The 16,966-nt window shown below is 55.0% G+C and carries 12 protein-coding genes and 1 CRISPR repeat array (1 of these 13 cut by a window edge); of the genes, 7 read left to right on the top strand and 5 right to left on the bottom strand.

The window, feature by feature from the left end:
- Positions 1-114 precede the first annotated feature (114 nt).
- From EQG79_RS04185 to wrbA, 5 genes are all read left to right on the top strand, one after another.
- On the top strand, positions 115-3,378 hold the full coding sequence (locus EQG79_RS04185; protein WP_077919013.1) for a SusC/RagA family TonB-linked outer membrane protein: 3,264 nt from the start codon (positions 115-117) through the stop codon (positions 3,376-3,378).
- 60 nt (positions 3,379-3,438) lie between these two features.
- Entirely contained in the window at positions 3,439-4,929 is a 1,491-nt protein-coding gene (locus EQG79_RS04180) for a SusD/RagB family nutrient-binding outer membrane lipoprotein (RefSeq protein WP_077919012.1), read from the top strand.
- Positions 4,930-5,293: 364 nt separating this feature from the next.
- On the top strand, positions 5,294-5,845 hold the full coding sequence (locus EQG79_RS04175) for a hypothetical protein (RefSeq protein ID WP_077919011.1): 552 nt from the start codon (positions 5,294-5,296) through the stop codon (positions 5,843-5,845).
- A 123-nt stretch (positions 5,846-5,968) separates the two neighbouring features.
- Positions 5,969-6,421: a hypothetical protein gene (locus EQG79_RS04170; RefSeq protein ID WP_129600142.1), complete on the top strand. Its 453-nt coding sequence runs from the start codon at positions 5,969-5,971 to the stop codon at positions 6,419-6,421.
- A gap of 101 nt (positions 6,422-6,522) precedes the next feature.
- Positions 6,523-7,134: an NAD(P)H:quinone oxidoreductase gene (gene wrbA, locus EQG79_RS04165; RefSeq protein ID WP_077919009.1), complete on the top strand. Its 612-nt coding sequence runs from the start codon at positions 6,523-6,525 to the stop codon at positions 7,132-7,134.
- A gap of 53 nt (positions 7,135-7,187) precedes the next feature.
- Here wrbA and meaB read toward each other — a convergent pair whose 3' ends face one another.
- The 4 genes from meaB to EQG79_RS04145 form a co-directional block, all read right to left on the bottom strand.
- A complete protein-coding gene (gene meaB / locus EQG79_RS04160) occupies positions 7,188-8,159 on the bottom strand; it encodes a methylmalonyl Co-A mutase-associated GTPase MeaB (protein ID WP_129600140.1) in 972 nt (323 codons plus the stop codon).
- A gap of 155 nt (positions 8,160-8,314) precedes the next feature.
- Positions 8,315-9,016, bottom strand: coding sequence for a 2-C-methyl-D-erythritol 4-phosphate cytidylyltransferase (locus EQG79_RS04155; protein WP_129600138.1), 702 nt, complete (start codon positions 9,014-9,016; stop codon positions 8,315-8,317).
- Positions 9,017-9,071: 55 nt separating this feature from the next.
- A complete protein-coding gene (gene queA, locus EQG79_RS04150) occupies positions 9,072-10,115 on the bottom strand; it encodes a tRNA preQ1(34) S-adenosylmethionine ribosyltransferase-isomerase QueA (RefSeq protein WP_077919006.1) in 1,044 nt (347 codons plus the stop codon).
- Between the two features lie 112 nt (positions 10,116-10,227).
- Complete coding sequence (locus tag EQG79_RS04145; protein ID WP_077919005.1) at positions 10,228-10,593, bottom strand: hypothetical protein; 366 nt, start codon at positions 10,591-10,593, stop codon at positions 10,228-10,230.
- 101 nt (positions 10,594-10,694) lie between these two features.
- Between EQG79_RS04145 and EQG79_RS04140 the strand changes: the two genes are divergently transcribed.
- Both EQG79_RS04140 and EQG79_RS04135 read left to right on the top strand, forming a co-directional pair.
- The gene (locus tag EQG79_RS04140; RefSeq protein ID WP_129600136.1) at positions 10,695-11,684 is read left to right on the top strand and encodes a gluconolaconase; all 990 of its coding nucleotides are present in this window, start codon (positions 10,695-10,697) and stop codon (positions 11,682-11,684) included.
- A gap of 98 nt (positions 11,685-11,782) precedes the next feature.
- A complete protein-coding gene (locus tag EQG79_RS04135; RefSeq protein ID WP_129600133.1) occupies positions 11,783-12,772 on the top strand; it encodes a gluconolaconase in 990 nt (329 codons plus the stop codon).
- An 85-nt stretch (positions 12,773-12,857) separates the two neighbouring features.
- Here EQG79_RS04135 and EQG79_RS04130 read toward each other — a convergent pair whose 3' ends face one another.
- Positions 12,858-13,502, bottom strand: a complete 645-nt coding sequence (locus EQG79_RS04130; protein ID WP_129600131.1) for a 3-keto-disaccharide hydrolase — start codon at positions 13,500-13,502, stop codon at positions 12,858-12,860.
- Positions 13,503-13,599: 97 nt separating this feature from the next.
- Positions 13,600-16,966: a CRISPR direct-repeat array (repeat unit 30 nt; unit sequence ATTTCAATTCCACTCAGGTACGATTAGAAG); it runs 751 nt beyond the window's last position.

Below are 16,966 nucleotides of genomic sequence, written 5' to 3'. Positions count from 1 at the left end.
AATAATTCTGTAAAAATTATAGACTACGAAATTTTGTTGTGACAACTATTTTGCACAATTTTGATATTAGAAAAAATGCTGATTCAGCGTTAACCTACACTTAAGATCACTTTTATGAGAAAATTTCTAGTGGTACAGTTCCTGCTGTGCTTGTTCTATCTACCGTCGATGGCGCAGGATATTGCCATCAGTGGAAAGGTAACGTCGTCAGAAGATGGGTCTGATCTTCCCGGCGTTAACGTAGCGGTGAAAGGCACATCGCGCGGCACCAGTACCGATGCGAGTGGTACATACCGACTCAACGTTCCAGCGGGTTCGACGCTGGTTTTTAGTTTTATTGGGTTTACGAGTAAAGAAGTAGCGGTAGGTAATCAAACTTCCATCAACGTAACACTAGTTTCAGACGCAGCCCAATTGCAGGAGGTTGTCGTTACAGCCCTGGGTATCAAGCGCGACGCCAAGTCGGTTTCGTTCGCTACCCAGCAAATCACCCAGGATCAGCTTCAGGTGGTTCGGCAGGCTGATGCCGGTAACGCCCTGGCGGGTAAAGTAGCCGGTCTTCAGGTACTGAGCCAGGCCGGTTCCAAGCTGGGTTCGGGTGCCGTGGTTCGTATTCGTGGGGCGGCTTCGCTGGTCGATAAAAACCCCCTGTACGTTGTAGACGGCACGCCCCTGACGGGTGATTCGGATACGCCCCCCACGCTGGACATCAACCCCGACGATATCGAGAACATCTCGGTACTGAAAGGCCCCAACGCTACGGCCCTCTACGGCCAGCGGGGCGATGCCGGTGTGATCGTGATCACGACCAAGAAAGGACTGAACCGCAAAGGCATCGGCATCGATATCAACAGCACTACTACGTTTGACCGCGTGAACGTCATCCCGAAATACCAGAACCAGTACGGTGGCGGTGGATCGGCCGACTGGCGTACGTTTACCTGGGCTCCCGGCAACCCAGTTGAGTGGCAGGCGCTGAACGGCAAGAAGTATCACGATTATTCGGATGACGCTTCGTGGGGTCCGCGCATCGATGGCAGCGAATACATCCCCTGGTACGCCTGGTACCCGGGTCATGCCTATTCGTTCCAGACGGCAGCTTTTACGCCCCAGCCCAACAACGTACGCGATTACTACAACACGGGTCGAACGCTCAACAACGGCGTAAGCCTGCGCACGAGTGGCACGGGCTACAACCTGCGCCTGTCGTACAACAACCTCGACCAGACGGGTGTTCTGCCCAATACGTCGCTGAAGCGGAACTACGTTACCGCGGCTACGACCTTCGATCTGGGAGCCAAACTGACGGCCGGTCTGAACATCAACTACACAACCGAACGGCTGGGTGGCGAGTTTGACGATGCCTACTCAAACCTGTCGGGTTCGGGTTCGTTCAACCAGTGGTTCCATCGCGATCTGGACATGAGCAAACTCCGCGAGCTGCGCGCCCTGCGTACGCCTACCGGTGCGCTGGCCAGCTGGAACCATACCAACCCAACGGCAACGACCAACTTCCAGACGGCGACCTTCAACCGCGGTAACTACTGGTACAACTGGTACTCGTACCTCGACAATATCGACTACCAGACCAACCGCGACCGGATTTTCGGGGATGTGAACCTGACCTATAAAATCAACGACAAGTTCCGGGTACAGGGTTGGTTGCGCCGTAACCAGCGGAACACGAACTACGAGAACAAGATCCCGAATATTCTGGAGACCAGCGCGTCGCAGACGGGTCTGAAAGCCGAATACGCCACCGGTCAGATCACCGATCGCGAAGACAACTACGAATTCCTGGCTACCTACGACGATAGCTTCGGCGAAGACTTTACGCTGAATGCCAACGTAGGGGGTAACATCCGGGATAACCGCTATACGCGCGTTGACCTGGCTACCACGGGTGGTCTGTTCGTACCGGATCTCTATACGATCGGTAACTCGATTGGTTCGTTCAGCCAGACCAACAACCGCTTCAGCAAAACCGTACGCAGCCTGTACGCCCGCGCATCGCTGGGCTGGCGTGACCTGGTGTTCCTGGAGGTAACGGGTCGTAACGACTGGAGTTCGGCCCTGCCTGCCAACAACAACTCGTACTTCTACCCATCGGTAGGTGGTAGCTTTGTATTCTCGGAGCTGACCCGCAACGCGCTGCCGTTCCTGTCGTTCGGTAAACTGCGGGGTAGCTGGGCGCAGGTCGGTTCTGACCTGAACCCGTACCAGCTGGCACTGACCTATCAGGTAAACCAGTTCAAGTACAATAACACGAACAGCCTGATCACGACCCCGAACCTGCTGACCAACGCCAACATCGTTCCGTCGCTGTCGTCGGCGTTCGAAGCCGGGGTCGATCTGCGCTTCCTGAAGAACCGGGCCGGTCTGGCGTTCACGTACTACCGGGAAAACAAGATCAACGAGATCCTGAACGTAGACGTAACGACCGTCAGCGGCTTTACCCAGCAGGTTATCAACGCCGGCCGGATCGAGCGCGACGGGATCGAGATTCAGCTGGATGGTAAGCCCATCGTTGGCAAGGATTTCAACTGGGATATTACCCTGAACTTCGCCCGTAACAACTCGCGGATCATCAGCCTGGCACCGGGTATCAACTCGATTCAGGCTACCTCGTCGACACCCTTCGGCGCTACCTCCGGATCGTTTACGACCAATGACCAGTTCGGTTACGCCTACGTCATTCACTCGACCGGTGTCGACAACGGTGGCAACAACCGCTGGGGTCAGCTGCGCGGTAACGGTATCGTGTACCAGAACGGCCAGCCGGTGCTGAACGAAGACGGTACGTACGTGTTCGCGCCGAACCAGTATTTTGGCTCGGTACTGCCTGATTTCACGGGTGGTCTGGTCAACACGCTGCGGTACCGGGATTTCTCGCTGGGTCTGAGCCTTGACTTCCAGCGCGGGGGCAAATACTTCTCGCTGTCGAACTTCTGGGGTACCTACTCGGGTCTGTACGCCGAAACGGCCGCTACCAACGACAAAGGCATGAACGTTCGGGACGACGTAGCCAACGGCGGTGGCGTTCGGGTACAGGGCGTGAGCGAAACGGGCGAGGCTATCGATACCTACGTACCGGCTTACGATTACTACCACCAGTTTGGTAACAACAGCATCATCGACAACTCGGTATTCGATGCGTCGTACATCAAACTGCGGGAGGTGAGCTTCGGCTACACCCTGCCTATCAAGCCAAACAAATACATCCAGGGCGTAAACCTGAGCGTAGTGGCTCGTAACCCTTGGCTGATCTACGCTTCTAACCCGAACATCGATCCGTCGGAGCTGGCACAGCGCTTCGGCGAAAACGGCCAGCAGCCGGGCACCCGCTCGCTGGGCTTCAACGTTCGTTTAAGTTTCTAAGAGCCATGTACCCACGCGACCCGCACTACGGGGTGGGTCGCGTACTCAATTCAAACACAAATGACTACCGTTAAAAATAGATTCATGACGCTCGGTCTGCTAACCGGACTGGGCCTGATGGCGAGCTGCAGCGACTTTGGTGATCAGAACATAAACCCGAACGCTGCCGTAACGCCGGTAACCTCGGCGCTGCTGACCGAAGCCATGCTGGGCGTACCGCCAACCACGGCAACCGGCGCTTTGCTGGAAGGTATTGCCGGCCGGCTGACCACGCTGGCGCCTGAGCCGCGGCTGTTCGCGCAGTACTGGTCAGAGAGCCAGTATCCCGAGAACTCGCTATACGCAACCACGTTTGCTGACTGGAACCGCTACTATGCCGTAACCCTCCAGGATTTGCAGACCATCATCGATTATAATACCGATGAGTCGACCAGAGCCTACGTAGCGCAGTTTGGTTCGAACAATAACCAGCTGGCTACGGCCCGGATCCTGAAGGCGTATGTGTTTTCGGTGGTGACCGACCGCTGGGGCGATGTGCCTTACTTCAACGCGCTCAAGAAGCAGACGCAGGTAGAATATGATCCACAGCAGGCGATCTACGCCGATCTGTTCAAAGAGCTGAAAGAAGCCAGTGCGCAGTTCGACAACGGCCGGGCGTTCGACGGCGATATCCTGTTTGCGGGTAACGCCACCAAGTGGAAGAAGTTTGCCAACTCGCTGCGGATGATCCTGGCGCTGCGCCTGACTAAAGTAGACCCTGCCACGGGCCGTACGGAGTTCACCGCTGCCTACAACGATGCGGCTGGCTACATCAGCACCAACGCCGACAACGCAACCATTCGGTATACGGATGTGAACCAGTTCCGGAACCCGGACAATGCCCTGTTCGATGGCCGTAGCGATTACGGTGTCAGCGATGTGCTGGTCAACAAGCTGGAAAGCCTGAGCGATCCGCGTCTGCCGGCCTACGCTACCCCAACCAGCACCGGCGACTTCGTGGGCCTTCCTTACGGACTGACCCGCGACCTGCTCATCGACTATACGAACGATAACCCTGAGTATGCCCTGCCCAGCGCGAAAGTGCTGGCCAAGACGCAGCCCAGCTACATCATTACGGCGTCTCAGATGCTGCTGGCCAAAGCGGAGGCATCGGTCCTCGGCTGGATTTCTGCCGATGCGAGAACCGCTTACAATGACGCGATTCGTGCGTCGTGGGAGCAGTGGGGTGTCTATGATGCCGCCAAGTACACGGCCTACATTGCCAGCCCGAACGTAGCGCCTACCGCCGGCGACATCCTGGCTAAAATTGGTGATCAGCGCTGGATCGCGCTGTATCCGAACGGATCGGAAGCCTGGACCGAATGGCGTCGGACGGGGTACCCGAACCTGCAGCCTACGCCGTACGCGGTGAACGAAAGCAAGCAGATTCCGCGCCGGTACGGGTATCCGAACACGGAACCAACGCTGAACACCGCTGCGTACGAAGCTGCCGTAGGCCGTTTGTCGAACGGCGACAAAACCAGCTCGCGCGTGTGGTGGGATAAACCCTGATCCAGACGGACAAATACTGAAAAATCAAAAAAGCGGGTCGACAATGTCGGCCCGCTTTCGGTATTACGCTTTATCCAACTATTAAACTCTTTTATATCGAAGACTGCCCAAAACGTAAGTAAGAGGCAGTCGTATAGTCTGTATAATATAGACCCTGAAAAGGGGCATTTAGTTGCAGCAAAGTAAAGATTTTTGCTGGCTTACATATACAAATGTATACACTCAAATGAACCTTCGGACATAATGTATATTTATCGGTACAAATATTGATTTTTCGGTAGGTTGGGCTGATGAGCGGTTACAGAGGTGGGATAACCTTTTATCAGAAATCCAGTTATTCTATGTATTGAATAAGCCCAACGCTATGAAAGACGAAAAGGATGTAGAGCGCGACGACGCGCAGATAATTGGCCGCACAGAAGGCCCTTTTGGCTCGGATGACGCTGATGCCGACGTCTACAAACAGGATAATAAGCACCGGCCGGAAACCGAAAACTCGCCCAACGGTCTCGACAGTGAACAGGTTCGGGGTGGTCAGGATGGCCGCAACAACCGGGCCATGGGCAGCACCGATATGGATAGCGAAAACGGCGTCCTGCGCCTGGGCGACATGGACAATAGTACCATGGAAGTGACCGAAGAGGGCGCCCAGAACGCAGCCGCCGGTGCCGACAAAACCAACACCGCCATGGTCGACGTAACGACCCACGGTCCCGACGATTACGCATCGGCCGACCGCGTTGGTGTTCCCAACGCCCAGAAAGCCGCCAAAGCCCAGCAGGAGCCTGATGGGGGCGAGGACGACGATACGGAAGCCGATCGTACCGACGCAGACGATACGGACGAAACCGATCAGTCGCGCGAGGAAGAGGTAGCCGAAACAGGCACCGACCTCAGCAACCAGCCTACGTATTAATCGGTCTATGGCCGGTACCGTCTGCCTTTGTCGGAGGGGGTGCCCAACCGATCCTCCAGTGCGTTCGGGCGCACCGGCTATCAACCATTCTATATTCCGTTAACCGATAAACCAACCAACGTTATGAGCGTAAGTAGCAATTCCCGCAAAGAAAGCACCGAGTCCAATGCGGCCAAGCAAATGCGCAGCACCATGGGTATTCACCCCGAACTGGCGCAACTGAACGATAAGAATCTGGACAGTGAACTGCCCTCGCGCGTCGCTGAAATCAGCGATACTGACGTGCCGGGAGATATGACCCAGGCGGCCGCCCTGGCCAGCGACGAGGAGAACGATGACATGTCGGCCGAGCGCATCGACGAGTCGAAGCGAGCTTCGTGGGGACAGGAGCCGCTGCCTATGAACGCCGAAGATGCATCGACGGACGAAGACAACCCCATGACGGCTTACCAGAACCCAGACGCCCTCTCTACCGATGAGAAAGTGGCCGACGCTGACTGGAACCGCAGCACGCAGGAAGGCGCTATCCCGGCCACCCGGGCTAATGAGCCAGACCGTACGCTGGGTAACTCCTAAGCTGTAGACAGGCCCCTGGCCGGTTCAGACGCATGAACGGACCAGGGGCTTTCTTGTAGCCCTTTTCGTGTATATACATTTATCTTTTCCAACAAGAGCGCATGACAAAAGTTGCCATCATCTATTACAGTGCCACGGGTACTACCTACAAAATAGCCCGCGCCATCGAAGAAGGAGCCAGACAGGCCGGCGCCGAGGTGCGGCTGCTGAAAGTGAAAGAACTGGCTCCCGAAGAAGCCATTGCATCGAACGAAGGCTGGTCGACTCACCGGCTCGAAACCCAGGATGTGCCCGAGGCTACGCTGGCCGATCTGGAATGGGCCGATGCCATCATCCTGGGCGCACCAACGCGCTACGGTATGCCGGCTGCGCAGCTCAAGCAGTTTATCGATTCAACCGGTCCGCTCTGGGGGCAGGGCAAGCTCGTGAACAAAATTGGGTCGTCGTTTACCAGCGCGGCTACGGCCCACGGTGGCCATGAGTCGACGCTGCTGAGTCTGAACAACACCTTTTACCACTGGGGCAGTATCATTGTTGGTCCGGGCTACGCTGATCCGATTCAGTTCCAGTCGGGCAACCCCTATGGTACCTCCCATACGAGCCAGAACGGTACGGTGCCACCCGACGAGGTCGCCCTGGATGCGGCCCGGTTTCAGGGTAAGCGCGTAGCCGAAGTGACGGCTACTTTTGTCGGGCAACCGCAGCATGCTTAATTTTTTTTCTTCTATCCCACATCTGGAGCCACTGCGTTGAGCGGTGGCTTTTTTTAGTGCAGAAGCTGGCTGATGGCGGGGCCGGGGAGGAGGGTGCCGGTCCGAACCTGCTCTTCGATATGGGCTAGCCGCTCGCGCATACCGGGCTGCTCGTAAAACATACCCTCGAGTCGCTGCCGCAGCAGGGCCCTGAACCAGGTAAGCTGCTGCTCCTGCCGACGCTGGTTGCGGTAGCCGTTGGCCGTTGTTAGTTGCTGCTGATCCCGGATGGTTTGCCAGACCGTGTCCACGCCTTCGCCGGTGAGGGCTGAGCCGGTCAGGACGGGCGGAAACCAGCCGGTGCCGGTAGGCGGAAACAGGTGCAGCGCGTTCTGGTACTCGACCCGCGCCCGGTCGGCCGCGGCCCGGTTGTCGCCGTCGGCTTTGGTGATACAGAGCGCGTCGGCCAGCTCCATGATGCCGCGTTTCATGCCCTGCAACTCGTCTCCGGCACCCGCCAGCATGAGCAGCAGGAAAAAGTCGACCATGCCGTGCACCACCGTTTCGGATTGACCCACGCCTACCGTTTCGACCAGAACGACGTCGTAGCCAGCGGCTTCGCAGAGCAGGATAGTTTCGCGCGTACGGTGCGCCACACCCCCCAGCGAGTCACCAGCCGGGGAGGGGCGGATGTAGGCGTTCGGGTCCATCGAGAGCGTCTCCATCCGGGTTTTGTCGCCGAGCAGGCTACCGCCCGATCGCTGGCTGGTGGGGTCTACGGCCAGTACGGCCAGTCGATGACCCTGCCCGGTCAGGTAGCGACCGAAGGCTTCGATGAACGTACTTTTTCCGACGCCCGGCACCCCCGTAATGCCGACCCGGATGCTGCGACCGGTGTTGGGCAACACCCCTTCCAGTACCTGTTGCGCCAGGAGCTGATCGTCTGACCGACGGCTCTCGACGAGGGTAATGGCGCGGCTGAGCGTAAGCCGGTCGCCGTTCAGGATACCGTTGATGTAGTAATCGGGCGGAAAGCGGTGACGCATGAAAGCGGGTTAAACGAACGATCGGACCAGCAAGTTACGGAATCTAACGCCACAGGACGCCAGCCCCGGCAGGGGAGGAATAGCAACAAAAGCCGTCGCTTACACCCAGCCCCGGTAAGGGCGATATGGATAAAAGACCTGGCTTACCTGGCTAGCTACCCCCGGTGCCCCAGATCGTCGGGGGTCGTGATCTTGATGTTTTCGTAGGCACCATCGATGAGCGCGATGGGGAAACCGGCATGTTCGAGCACACTGGCGCAGTCGGTGAAGTGAGGCTGTTCATCGGTAGCGAACGCCTGCCGGAACCAGTCGAGCCGAAACGTCTGTGGGGTCTGTACGAGCCGGACACTAGCCCGGTCAATGGCCCGGCTCATGCCGTCGGCCCCGACAATCCGAACGGAATCCTTGGCCGGTACGCAGGTCACCGCCGAACCCAGGCGGGCAGCCGTCTCGAAGCTGGTCCGGATAATATCGGGCGCAATGAACGGCCGAACCCCGTCGTGTACCGCCACAACGCCACCGTCGACCGACAGGGGAAGCGCCTGCAGGCCGTTGCGTACCGACTGAAAGCGCGAGGCTCCGCCGTCGATCACCCGCACCGGTGCCTGAAAGCCGTACTGCCCGCACAGCGACAACCAGGTCTGGCGTTCGCGGGCGGGCAGTACGAGTATGATCTGTTCGGCGGGCAGTACCGCCAGAAACTGGTCCAGTGTATGTTGCAGGATCGGCTTGCCGTTCAGCAGCAGAAACTGCTTGGGAATATCCGATTTCATCCGGCTACCACTGCCACCGGCAACGATAATGGCAAAACAGGCCGGGCTGGCCGGGGAGGACGTCGGTTGGTCGTGGGTTGTCATGCGAAGGATAAACTGACGCAAAACTACAAACGACAACCCACTATCGGGCGCGGGCCTACAGAATCAGCATGGCATCGCCATAGCTGAAGAAGCGATACTTCTCCTTGATGGCTACCTGATACGCTTCCTTGATCAGCTCATGACCGCCAAACGCGCTCGTCATCATGATCAGGATCGACTCGGGCAGGTGCAGGCTGGTCAGCAGCGAATTGGCGATTTTGAAATCGTAGGGGGGGAAGATAAACTTATCCGTCCAGCCCTCTACCGGCTTCAGGCGGCTATTGGCCGACACCGACGATTCGATGGCTTTGAGCGAGGTGGTACCTACCGCACAGACCCGTTTGCCGCCATCGAGCGCGGTATTGACGATCTGGGCCGCATCGGCCGGAATCCGGTAGTTTTCCGAATCGGTTTTGTGCTTGGTGAGGTCTTCTACGTCTACCTGACGAAACGTACCCAGGCCAACGTGCAGCGTAATCGGCGCAAAGTGAATGCCTTTGATCTCCATCCGCTTCATCATGGCGCGGGTAAAGTGCAGACCGGCCGTAGGAGCCGCTACGGCGCCAACGTGCTGGGCAAAAACGGTCTGGTAATGATCCCGGTCGGCCAGTTCGGCTTCGCGCTGCATCTCGCGCGGGATGGGGGTTTCGCCCAGTTCATCCACCGCTTTCATAAACTCCTCGTGGTTGCCGTCGAACAGGAAACGGATCGTACGGCCGCGCGAGGTGGTGTTGTCGATAACTTCCGCTACCAGATCACTGTCGCCGAAATACAGTTTGTTCCCAACGCGGATCTTACGGGCCGGATCGACCAGTACGTCCCACAGTTTCATTTCGCGGTTCAGTTCCCGCAGCAGGAAGACTTCAATTTTAGCGCCGGTTTTTTCTTTGTTGCCATACAAACGCGCCGGAAACACTTTCGTGTTGTTGATGACCATTACATCACCATCGGTAAAATAGCTGAGTATATCCGAAAACTGTTTATGCTCAATGGTTTTGGCTTTACGGTCAACAACCATCAACCGCGATTCACCCCGCTCAACCGGGTATTTAGCAATGAGACTCTCGGGTAAATCAAACTTGAATTCGGATAATTTCATGATCTATCAGCACGAATAACAACAATCTTTTTTCTGTAAAGGGCGCAAATATAGCGAAAAGCCCGGAAAATTGAGTATGTTCCGGGCTTTTTTCTTGCAAATATGACAAAAATCAATTATCGCCGACGGGCAAACCATCCATCGGCTGCACCGCGCCGTCGGTGTTGACGCCTGCGCGGTCCGATACGTTGAACTTGGCCATCAGTTCCGACGAGGCCTCGTTGGAGTAAGTGCCCTGGGCCGATACAAAGACGCCTTTCATGCCGTTGGCAGCCGTAATGGCGTATAACGTCATCTCATCGCCGGGGTCCGACGTGCCCTCGAACCGGTGGAACTCGTCCACGTTGAACTCATCGCTTTTGAGTTTGGTCTCGGTGCTTTTCTCTTCCAGATAATCGCTTTTCGGGCCGAATTCGTGGGTGTAGCCGCGTTCGCGCAGGGCTTCCATGGCTTCGGTTAAGGTGGTGAAATGATTCATGACGTTGGTAGTATTACGTTTTTAGTGTAAACCCAAAACAAAACGGATAGTTTTTCGCTATTTTATGGAATCCGTTGTCTCACCGAGTAAACCGTTCGCCTATGTTCCGGTATCTGCTACGCCTTCCCGTTCTTTTCCTGGCCGGTATGTGGGCCTGCAACACGCCCGACAGCGAGTTCGATGCGGCCGTATTTCCCGAGCGAATTGCGTTCCAGGCTGACCGGCTCTATCCCGAAGGCATTACCTATTCACCCGCTCTCGACCGGTTTCTGGTCAGCTCCATTACGCAGGGAAAAATAGGGACCGTTGACCTCAACGGGCGGTACGCCGACTTCCTCACCGATACTGGACTCATCAGCGGCATCGGGCTGAAAATTCGCGGCAACCTGCTGTACGTCTGCAACGCCGATCAGGGGGTATCGACCAAAAGCACTGTCCAGACCACCCTCAGGACGGCCGGGCTGCTGGTGTTTAACCTCACGACCCGCGCCCGGGTGCAGGCCGTCCGGCTCGACTCGCTGCTGCCAGGGGTCCCCCATTTTGCCAACGACCTGGCCTTCGATCCGCAGGGGAACGCCTACATCACCGACTCGTTTGCGCCGGTGATCTACCGCGTTACGCCCGACTATAAGCCCGCTATTTTTATCAATAGCCCCCTGTTTGCCGGGGCGCAGGGGTTCAACCTGAATGGTATCGTTTACCACCCCGGCGGTTACCTGATCGTGGTGAAATCGAACGAAGGCAAACTGTTTAAGGTCAGCGTGGCCAATCCGAATATCATCACCGAAATTACGGGCGTAACCGTAGCGGGGGGCGATGGCCTGACGCTGCTGGACAATGACCTTTATGTCGTGAACGAACGGCGGAAAGTATCCCGGCTGAGAAGTACCGACGACTGGAAAACGGCCACCCTCGTCAGCGCAGACACCACGGGCTACGAGCAGGCCACCACCAGCGTGGCCGTGGGCAGTCGGATCTATACCCTCAACGCCCGCATCGGTGAGGTGAGCGCAGCGGCCGGTAACCCCGCCCAGCTTCAGGCCCGCGACTACAGCATCCAGCAGTTTCGGCCGGCCGTTCCCACTCCGTAATATAGAGAAACAAAGTGACTTGACACATACTTACTGGAAAGGGCGTGCCAGTTGGTCGTCTTGTTCTATATATTTTATCTATTGTTAAGTCCTTCGTTATGAAAACATCGTGTATCGTCTCCGGCGTTCTGCTGGCCGCTTCTGCCTGCCTGACGGGCTGCGAAGATCACCGCGACAGTCCCAATGCCGTTTTCCCGGATCGGATCGAGTTTACGGCCGCCCGCCAGTACCCCGAAGGAATTGCGTACTCCGCGCAGCTGGATCGGTTCATTATTACGTCGATCACCCAGGGGAAAATCGGCACCGTGTCGACAACGGGCGTGTACGAAGACCTGCTCACCGACCCGGCCCTCATCAGCGGCATCGGGGTTAAGGTAGGGAACGGCCGGATCCTGGTCTGCAACGGCGACCAGGGCGTTTCGGTCAAGAGTAAACCCGAAACCGCTTTTCAGCTGGCCGAACTGCTGGTGTTCGACCTGACTACCCGCCAGCTTACCAACCGCGTCGACCTGGATAATCTGTTGCCGGGCGTTCGTCATTTTGCCAACGATCTGGCGGTCGATCCGCAGAACAACGTCTACGTAACGGATTCGTTTGCCCCGGTGATTTATAAAGTAGCGCCCGACGGAACCCCCTCTATTCTGGTGAACGACACCCGCCTGGGCGCGCCCATGGGCATGTTCGGTATGAACGGCATCATCTATCACCCCGGTGGCTACCTGATTGCCGTAAAAACCAGTGAAGGCAAGCTCTTCAAGATCGATCTCAACAACGGCAACGCCATCACCGAAGTGGGCGGGCTGACCCTGCAGGGGGGCGACGGCATTACCCTCGTGGGGACGACCGATCTATATATCGTGACCAACAGCGGCAGTCAGGTATCCCTGGTTCGCAGCACCGACAATTTTGCCACGGCCAGCCTGGTCCGGAACGACACGAACGGCTATGCGCAGGCTACCACCAACGTGCTGGTCAACAACAGTATCTTCACCCTCAATGCCCGGATCGGTGAGGTAGGCGCAGCGGCCATGGCCATGAACCCCGGCCAGTTGCAAAGTAACCAGTACAGTATCCAGAAATTCCGGTAGGCTACTGTCCGAAGAAACACGAACGGTCGGTTCGGGCGCACAGTTAGGCGCCCAAACCGACCGTTCGTATTGACAGGAAAGTCGATCAATCGGGCAGCACCCGGATCATAATGTCTTTGTAGAGCACTTTGCTTTTGGGGTCATGGCCCTGCAGCGCCACGGTGCCGCTGCTGAGCCGGCGGGTGGCGTTATCGCCGGTGCGTTCGGCAGTATCGGGTTCGGTATATTCGTTGATGACTTTGCCGTTGATGCGGACGGTGACTTTTTTACCCTCGACCGTAATCTGTTCGGTATACCATTCGTCGTCTTTGACGAAGGTTTCTTTCACATCCTGAAACGAGTACACGCTGCCGGTCTTTCGCCAGTCGGTATGGGTCTGGTTCACCTGAATTTCGTAGCCGTTGACGGGCCAGCCAGTATCCTGGTAGGTGGTATGGATGAACATGCCGGAGTTGGCGCCGGGCATTGTTTTCACCTGCGCTTTCCACTCGAAGTTCTTGAACGAATGGTTGTTGACGGGTCCGTCGTAGAACAGGTGGGCTCGTGGGCCGAAGACCACAATGGCCCCATCCTGTACGCTGAAGGTGGCCGGGTTTTCGGCGGCCCGCCAGCCGGTGAGGGTTTTTCCATCGAAGAGGCTGGTCCAGCCATTGGCCTGTTGGGTGGTTTTAGCGCCGGCGCAGCCCGCCAGCACGACCGCTGTAGCCAGCGCAATGAGGTATGATTTCATAGTTAGCATCAGGCATTATGGAGTACCTTCATCAACCAAAGAACCAACCCCCCAAATCCTAACGGACCAACCGAATAACTCAACCAACTCCCCGCTCACTTCAATTCCACTCAGGTACGATTGGGAAGTGTACAGTTCATGCAGGGTCTTCACTGCGGCCGGAATTTCAATTCCACTCAGGTACGATTAGAAGTATTTCCGACAAATTACGACCCAAGGGCGTAAAACAATTTCAATTCCACTCAGGTACGATTAGAAGTGAGCTTCGTCCAGAAACCCCAGCCTGGTATCTTCTATTTCAATTCCACTCAGGTACGATTAGAAGTAGTTTGGCAATCACCAGCGTGGCTCCTTCTTTTTATTTCAATTCCACTCAGGTACGATTAGAAGCTACGAAGGGGCGAAGTACTTCGAATCCGATCTGGCATTTCAATTCCACTCAGGTACGATTAGAAGGTAGACCGACTTACCCGCAAACAACCGCGTACCGTATTTCAATTCCACTCAGGTACGATTAGAAGGTATCCTCAACAGCTTTAAAAACTGGCGGTCATCCAAATTTCAATTCCACTCAGGTACGATTAGAAGAGGTGCTGGTGCCGCCACCGGGCCGGTTCAGGGTAAATTTCAATTCCACTCAGGTACGATTAGAAGCGAACCGGTATTTCATACCATCAGCGACGAAACCACATTTCAATTCCACTCAGGTACGATTAGAAGTAATCGTAGCCCAGCGAAGCGGCCGATGCGATACCCATTTCAATTCCACTCAGGTACGATTAGAAGCATGGAGCACGAGCTGATCGAGAACGGCGGGTTGATCGATTTCAATTCCACTCAGGTACGATTAGAAGACGCGAGGGTCAATTGGGGCAGCTTCTCTTTACCCAATTTCAATTCCACTCAGGTACGATTAGAAGTTCGGCATCGGCGGGCAGCTTGGTGTCAAGCTTGTAGTATTTCAATTCCACTCAGGTACGATTAGAAGTTCATCTTTGCAGGAGTGTAAGGGTTGCGGTCGCGCATTTCAATTCCACTCAGGTACGATTAGAAGAGCAGGTCAGCCACGCGTCTGGCAATGCCGAAGCCGATTTCAATTCCACTCAGGTACGATTAGAAGTGAGTTCTACTACGATCCGCAGGTGGACACGTTGTATTTCAATTCCACTCAGGTACGATTAGAAGCGGTGTAGGTCTGACTGCCCAGCGTAAACACGTTACCATTTCAATTCCACTCAGGTACGATTAGAAGGCCAGTCCGTCCTGACTTGTTTTGCTCAGTCCTTTCATTTCAATTCCACTCAGGTACGATTAGAAGTAGTTGAGCAGCTTGGCCACCAGCGCCAGTTTGGCATTTCAATTCCACTCAGGTACGATTAGAAGGTTATCCGGTTGTCATTCCCAGTACCGTGCTGCGTAAATTTCAATTCCACTCAGGTACGATTAGAAGTGGGGGCGGGTTTTGGTTTTGGTTTTCGTTATTTCAATTCCACTCAGGTACGATTAGAAGCAGGCGGCTTCGGTGAAGAACGCGTTCTTGTATTCGATTTCAATTCCACTCAGGTACGATTAGAAGCTTGTGCCTGTTCAGGGGTGGGTAGCAGTTTGATTTATTTCAATTCCACTCAGGTACGATTAGAAGTTAATGCGTACGGTGTCGCGCTTGTCGTCATACGCATTTCAATTCCACTCAGGTACGATTAGAAGCAGGCGGCTTCGGTGAAGAACGCGTTCTTGTATTCGATTTCAATTCCACTCAGGTACGATTAGAAGCTTTAACGGGCAGTTTGTTTTACGTGTTAAAGGGCATTTCAATTCCACTCAGGTACGATTAGAAGTGCGATTGCTTCAATACCGGCCGGGTTAGAATCATCAATTTCAATTCCACTCAGGTACGATTAGAAGATCGCGCCCGCGCTCGGACTCAGCAAGAAAAAACGCATTTCAATTCCACTCAGGTACGATTAGAAGCCGAGCGGGGTATTGCCGAAAAGTACGCCAGCGAAAAATTTCAATTCCACTCAGGTACGATTAGAAGCCGGGCGGTGTATATCGCGCTGGTCTTTATCGGCATATTTCAATTCCACTCAGGTACGATTAGAAGGTTGGAGACGATCACGCGGGCGTTCGAGTTGAACGAGATTTCAATTCCACTCAGGTACGATTAGAAGTGATTGCGCTGGTATCCAGGCGGTGGCTCCTGATCGAATTTCAATTCCACTCAGGTACGATTAGAAGCGATTTGGTGTGGCCGGTGTCGTCGTCGGTTTCGCCATTTCAATTCCACTCAGGTACGATTAGAAGGCCGAAGCCGCCTGGCACCTGGCGGATACCGCCGAAATTTCAATTCCACTCAGGTACGATTAGAAGGTAGACCATTTATCCCAGCCGCCCGGCAGTTCAGCCATTTCAATTCCACTCAGGTACGATTAGAAGCGTCTGTGTCCTGCGCGGTTCCGGCTGTCGTGGTTATTTCAATTCCACTCAGGTACGATTAGAAGACCTGAGAGGAGTTTCGATAAGGCCGGGGCATTGCCTATTTCAATTCCACTCAGGTACGATTAGAAGGCGAGGTAATGCCGTTACTAAACTTGTCGATGAGCATTTCAATTCCACTCAGGTACGATTAGAAGGCGTTTGAAACGCTACCCTTTTTCGCGTTTCAAACAATTTCAATTCCACTCAGGTACGATTAGAAGTTTCGTCGGCGCTCATCCGGGCGCGTTTTTCCAGGTATTTCAATTCCACTCAGGTACGATTAGAAGGAAAACGTATCCGCGACGTGCTGCGCGGTCAGGGGTATTTCAATTCCACTCAGGTACGATTAGAAGACCTGCTGGCTACCATCTGGCATGTGTAGTACATAGTATTTCAATTCCACTCAGGTACGATTAGAAGCCGGCCGGATGCTGTTAGCCTGGCACGTACTGGCCCCATTTCAATTCCACTCAGGTACGATTAGAAGGTAGAATTTGCGAATCAAAAAGTTATTCTGCCCTAATTTCAATTCCACTCAGGTACGATTAGAAGTTAGCCAGGACCCGCGCCGTAATGTATTCTTCAAAATTTCAATTCCACTCAGGTACGATTAGAAGCCACATGGCGCGTATGGTTGACGCGTCTACCGGCAAATTTCAATTCCACTCAGGTACGATTAGAAGGATGTGCAGTACGTAACCGCCAATGCGCGTTTCGAGATTTCAATTCCACTCAGGTACGATTAGAAGTCTCTTAGGTTGAGTGGGGGTGTTACGGGGTACTCTATTTCAATTCCACTCAGGTACGATTAGAAGTCTACGGGTTAGCGAGTCGGCCAGGCTGTGCGCCATTTCAATTCCACTCAGGTACGATTAGAAGATTATTCGCTCTACCGTATCCGTTGCCCAGGACAGGATTTCAATTCCACTCAGGTACGATTAGAAGTGCTTTTGCTGTACTTCGTTAGCATCCTTGCAGCCTTATTT

The organism is Spirosoma sordidisoli, assembly GCF_004138325.1.
In the GTDB taxonomy this organism is placed as follows: Bacteria; Bacteroidota; Bacteroidia; order Cytophagales; family Spirosomataceae; genus Spirosoma; species Spirosoma sordidisoli.
The sequence above is the reverse complement of the archived record's forward strand: the minus strand, read 5'-3'. Positions and strand labels throughout refer to the sequence as shown.

Coding starts and splice junctions, on each gene's coding strand:
- EQG79_RS04185 (WP_077919013.1), top strand. CDS start 115: ATGAGAAAATTTCTAGTGGTACAGTTCCTGCTGTGCTTGTTCTATCTA.
- EQG79_RS04180 (WP_077919012.1), top strand. CDS start 3,439: ATGACTACCGTTAAAAATAGATTCATGACGCTCGGTCTGCTAACCGGA.
- EQG79_RS04175 (WP_077919011.1), top strand. CDS start 5,294: ATGAAAGACGAAAAGGATGTAGAGCGCGACGACGCGCAGATAATTGGC.
- EQG79_RS04170 (WP_129600142.1), top strand. CDS start 5,969: ATGAGCGTAAGTAGCAATTCCCGCAAAGAAAGCACCGAGTCCAATGCG.
- wrbA (WP_077919009.1), top strand. CDS start 6,523: ATGACAAAAGTTGCCATCATCTATTACAGTGCCACGGGTACTACCTAC.
- meaB (WP_129600140.1), bottom strand. CDS start 8,159: ATGCGTCACCGCTTTCCGCCCGATTACTACATCAACGGTATCCTGAAC.
- EQG79_RS04155 (WP_129600138.1), bottom strand. CDS start 9,016: ATGACAACCCACGACCAACCGACGTCCTCCCCGGCCAGCCCGGCCTGT.
- queA (WP_077919006.1), bottom strand. CDS start 10,115: ATGAAATTATCCGAATTCAAGTTTGATTTACCCGAGAGTCTCATTGCT.
- EQG79_RS04145 (WP_077919005.1), bottom strand. CDS start 10,593: ATGAATCATTTCACCACCTTAACCGAAGCCATGGAAGCCCTGCGCGAA.
- EQG79_RS04140 (WP_129600136.1), top strand. CDS start 10,695: ATGTTCCGGTATCTGCTACGCCTTCCCGTTCTTTTCCTGGCCGGTATG.
- EQG79_RS04135 (WP_129600133.1), top strand. CDS start 11,783: ATGAAAACATCGTGTATCGTCTCCGGCGTTCTGCTGGCCGCTTCTGCC.
- EQG79_RS04130 (WP_129600131.1), bottom strand. CDS start 13,502: ATGAAATCATACCTCATTGCGCTGGCTACAGCGGTCGTGCTGGCGGGC.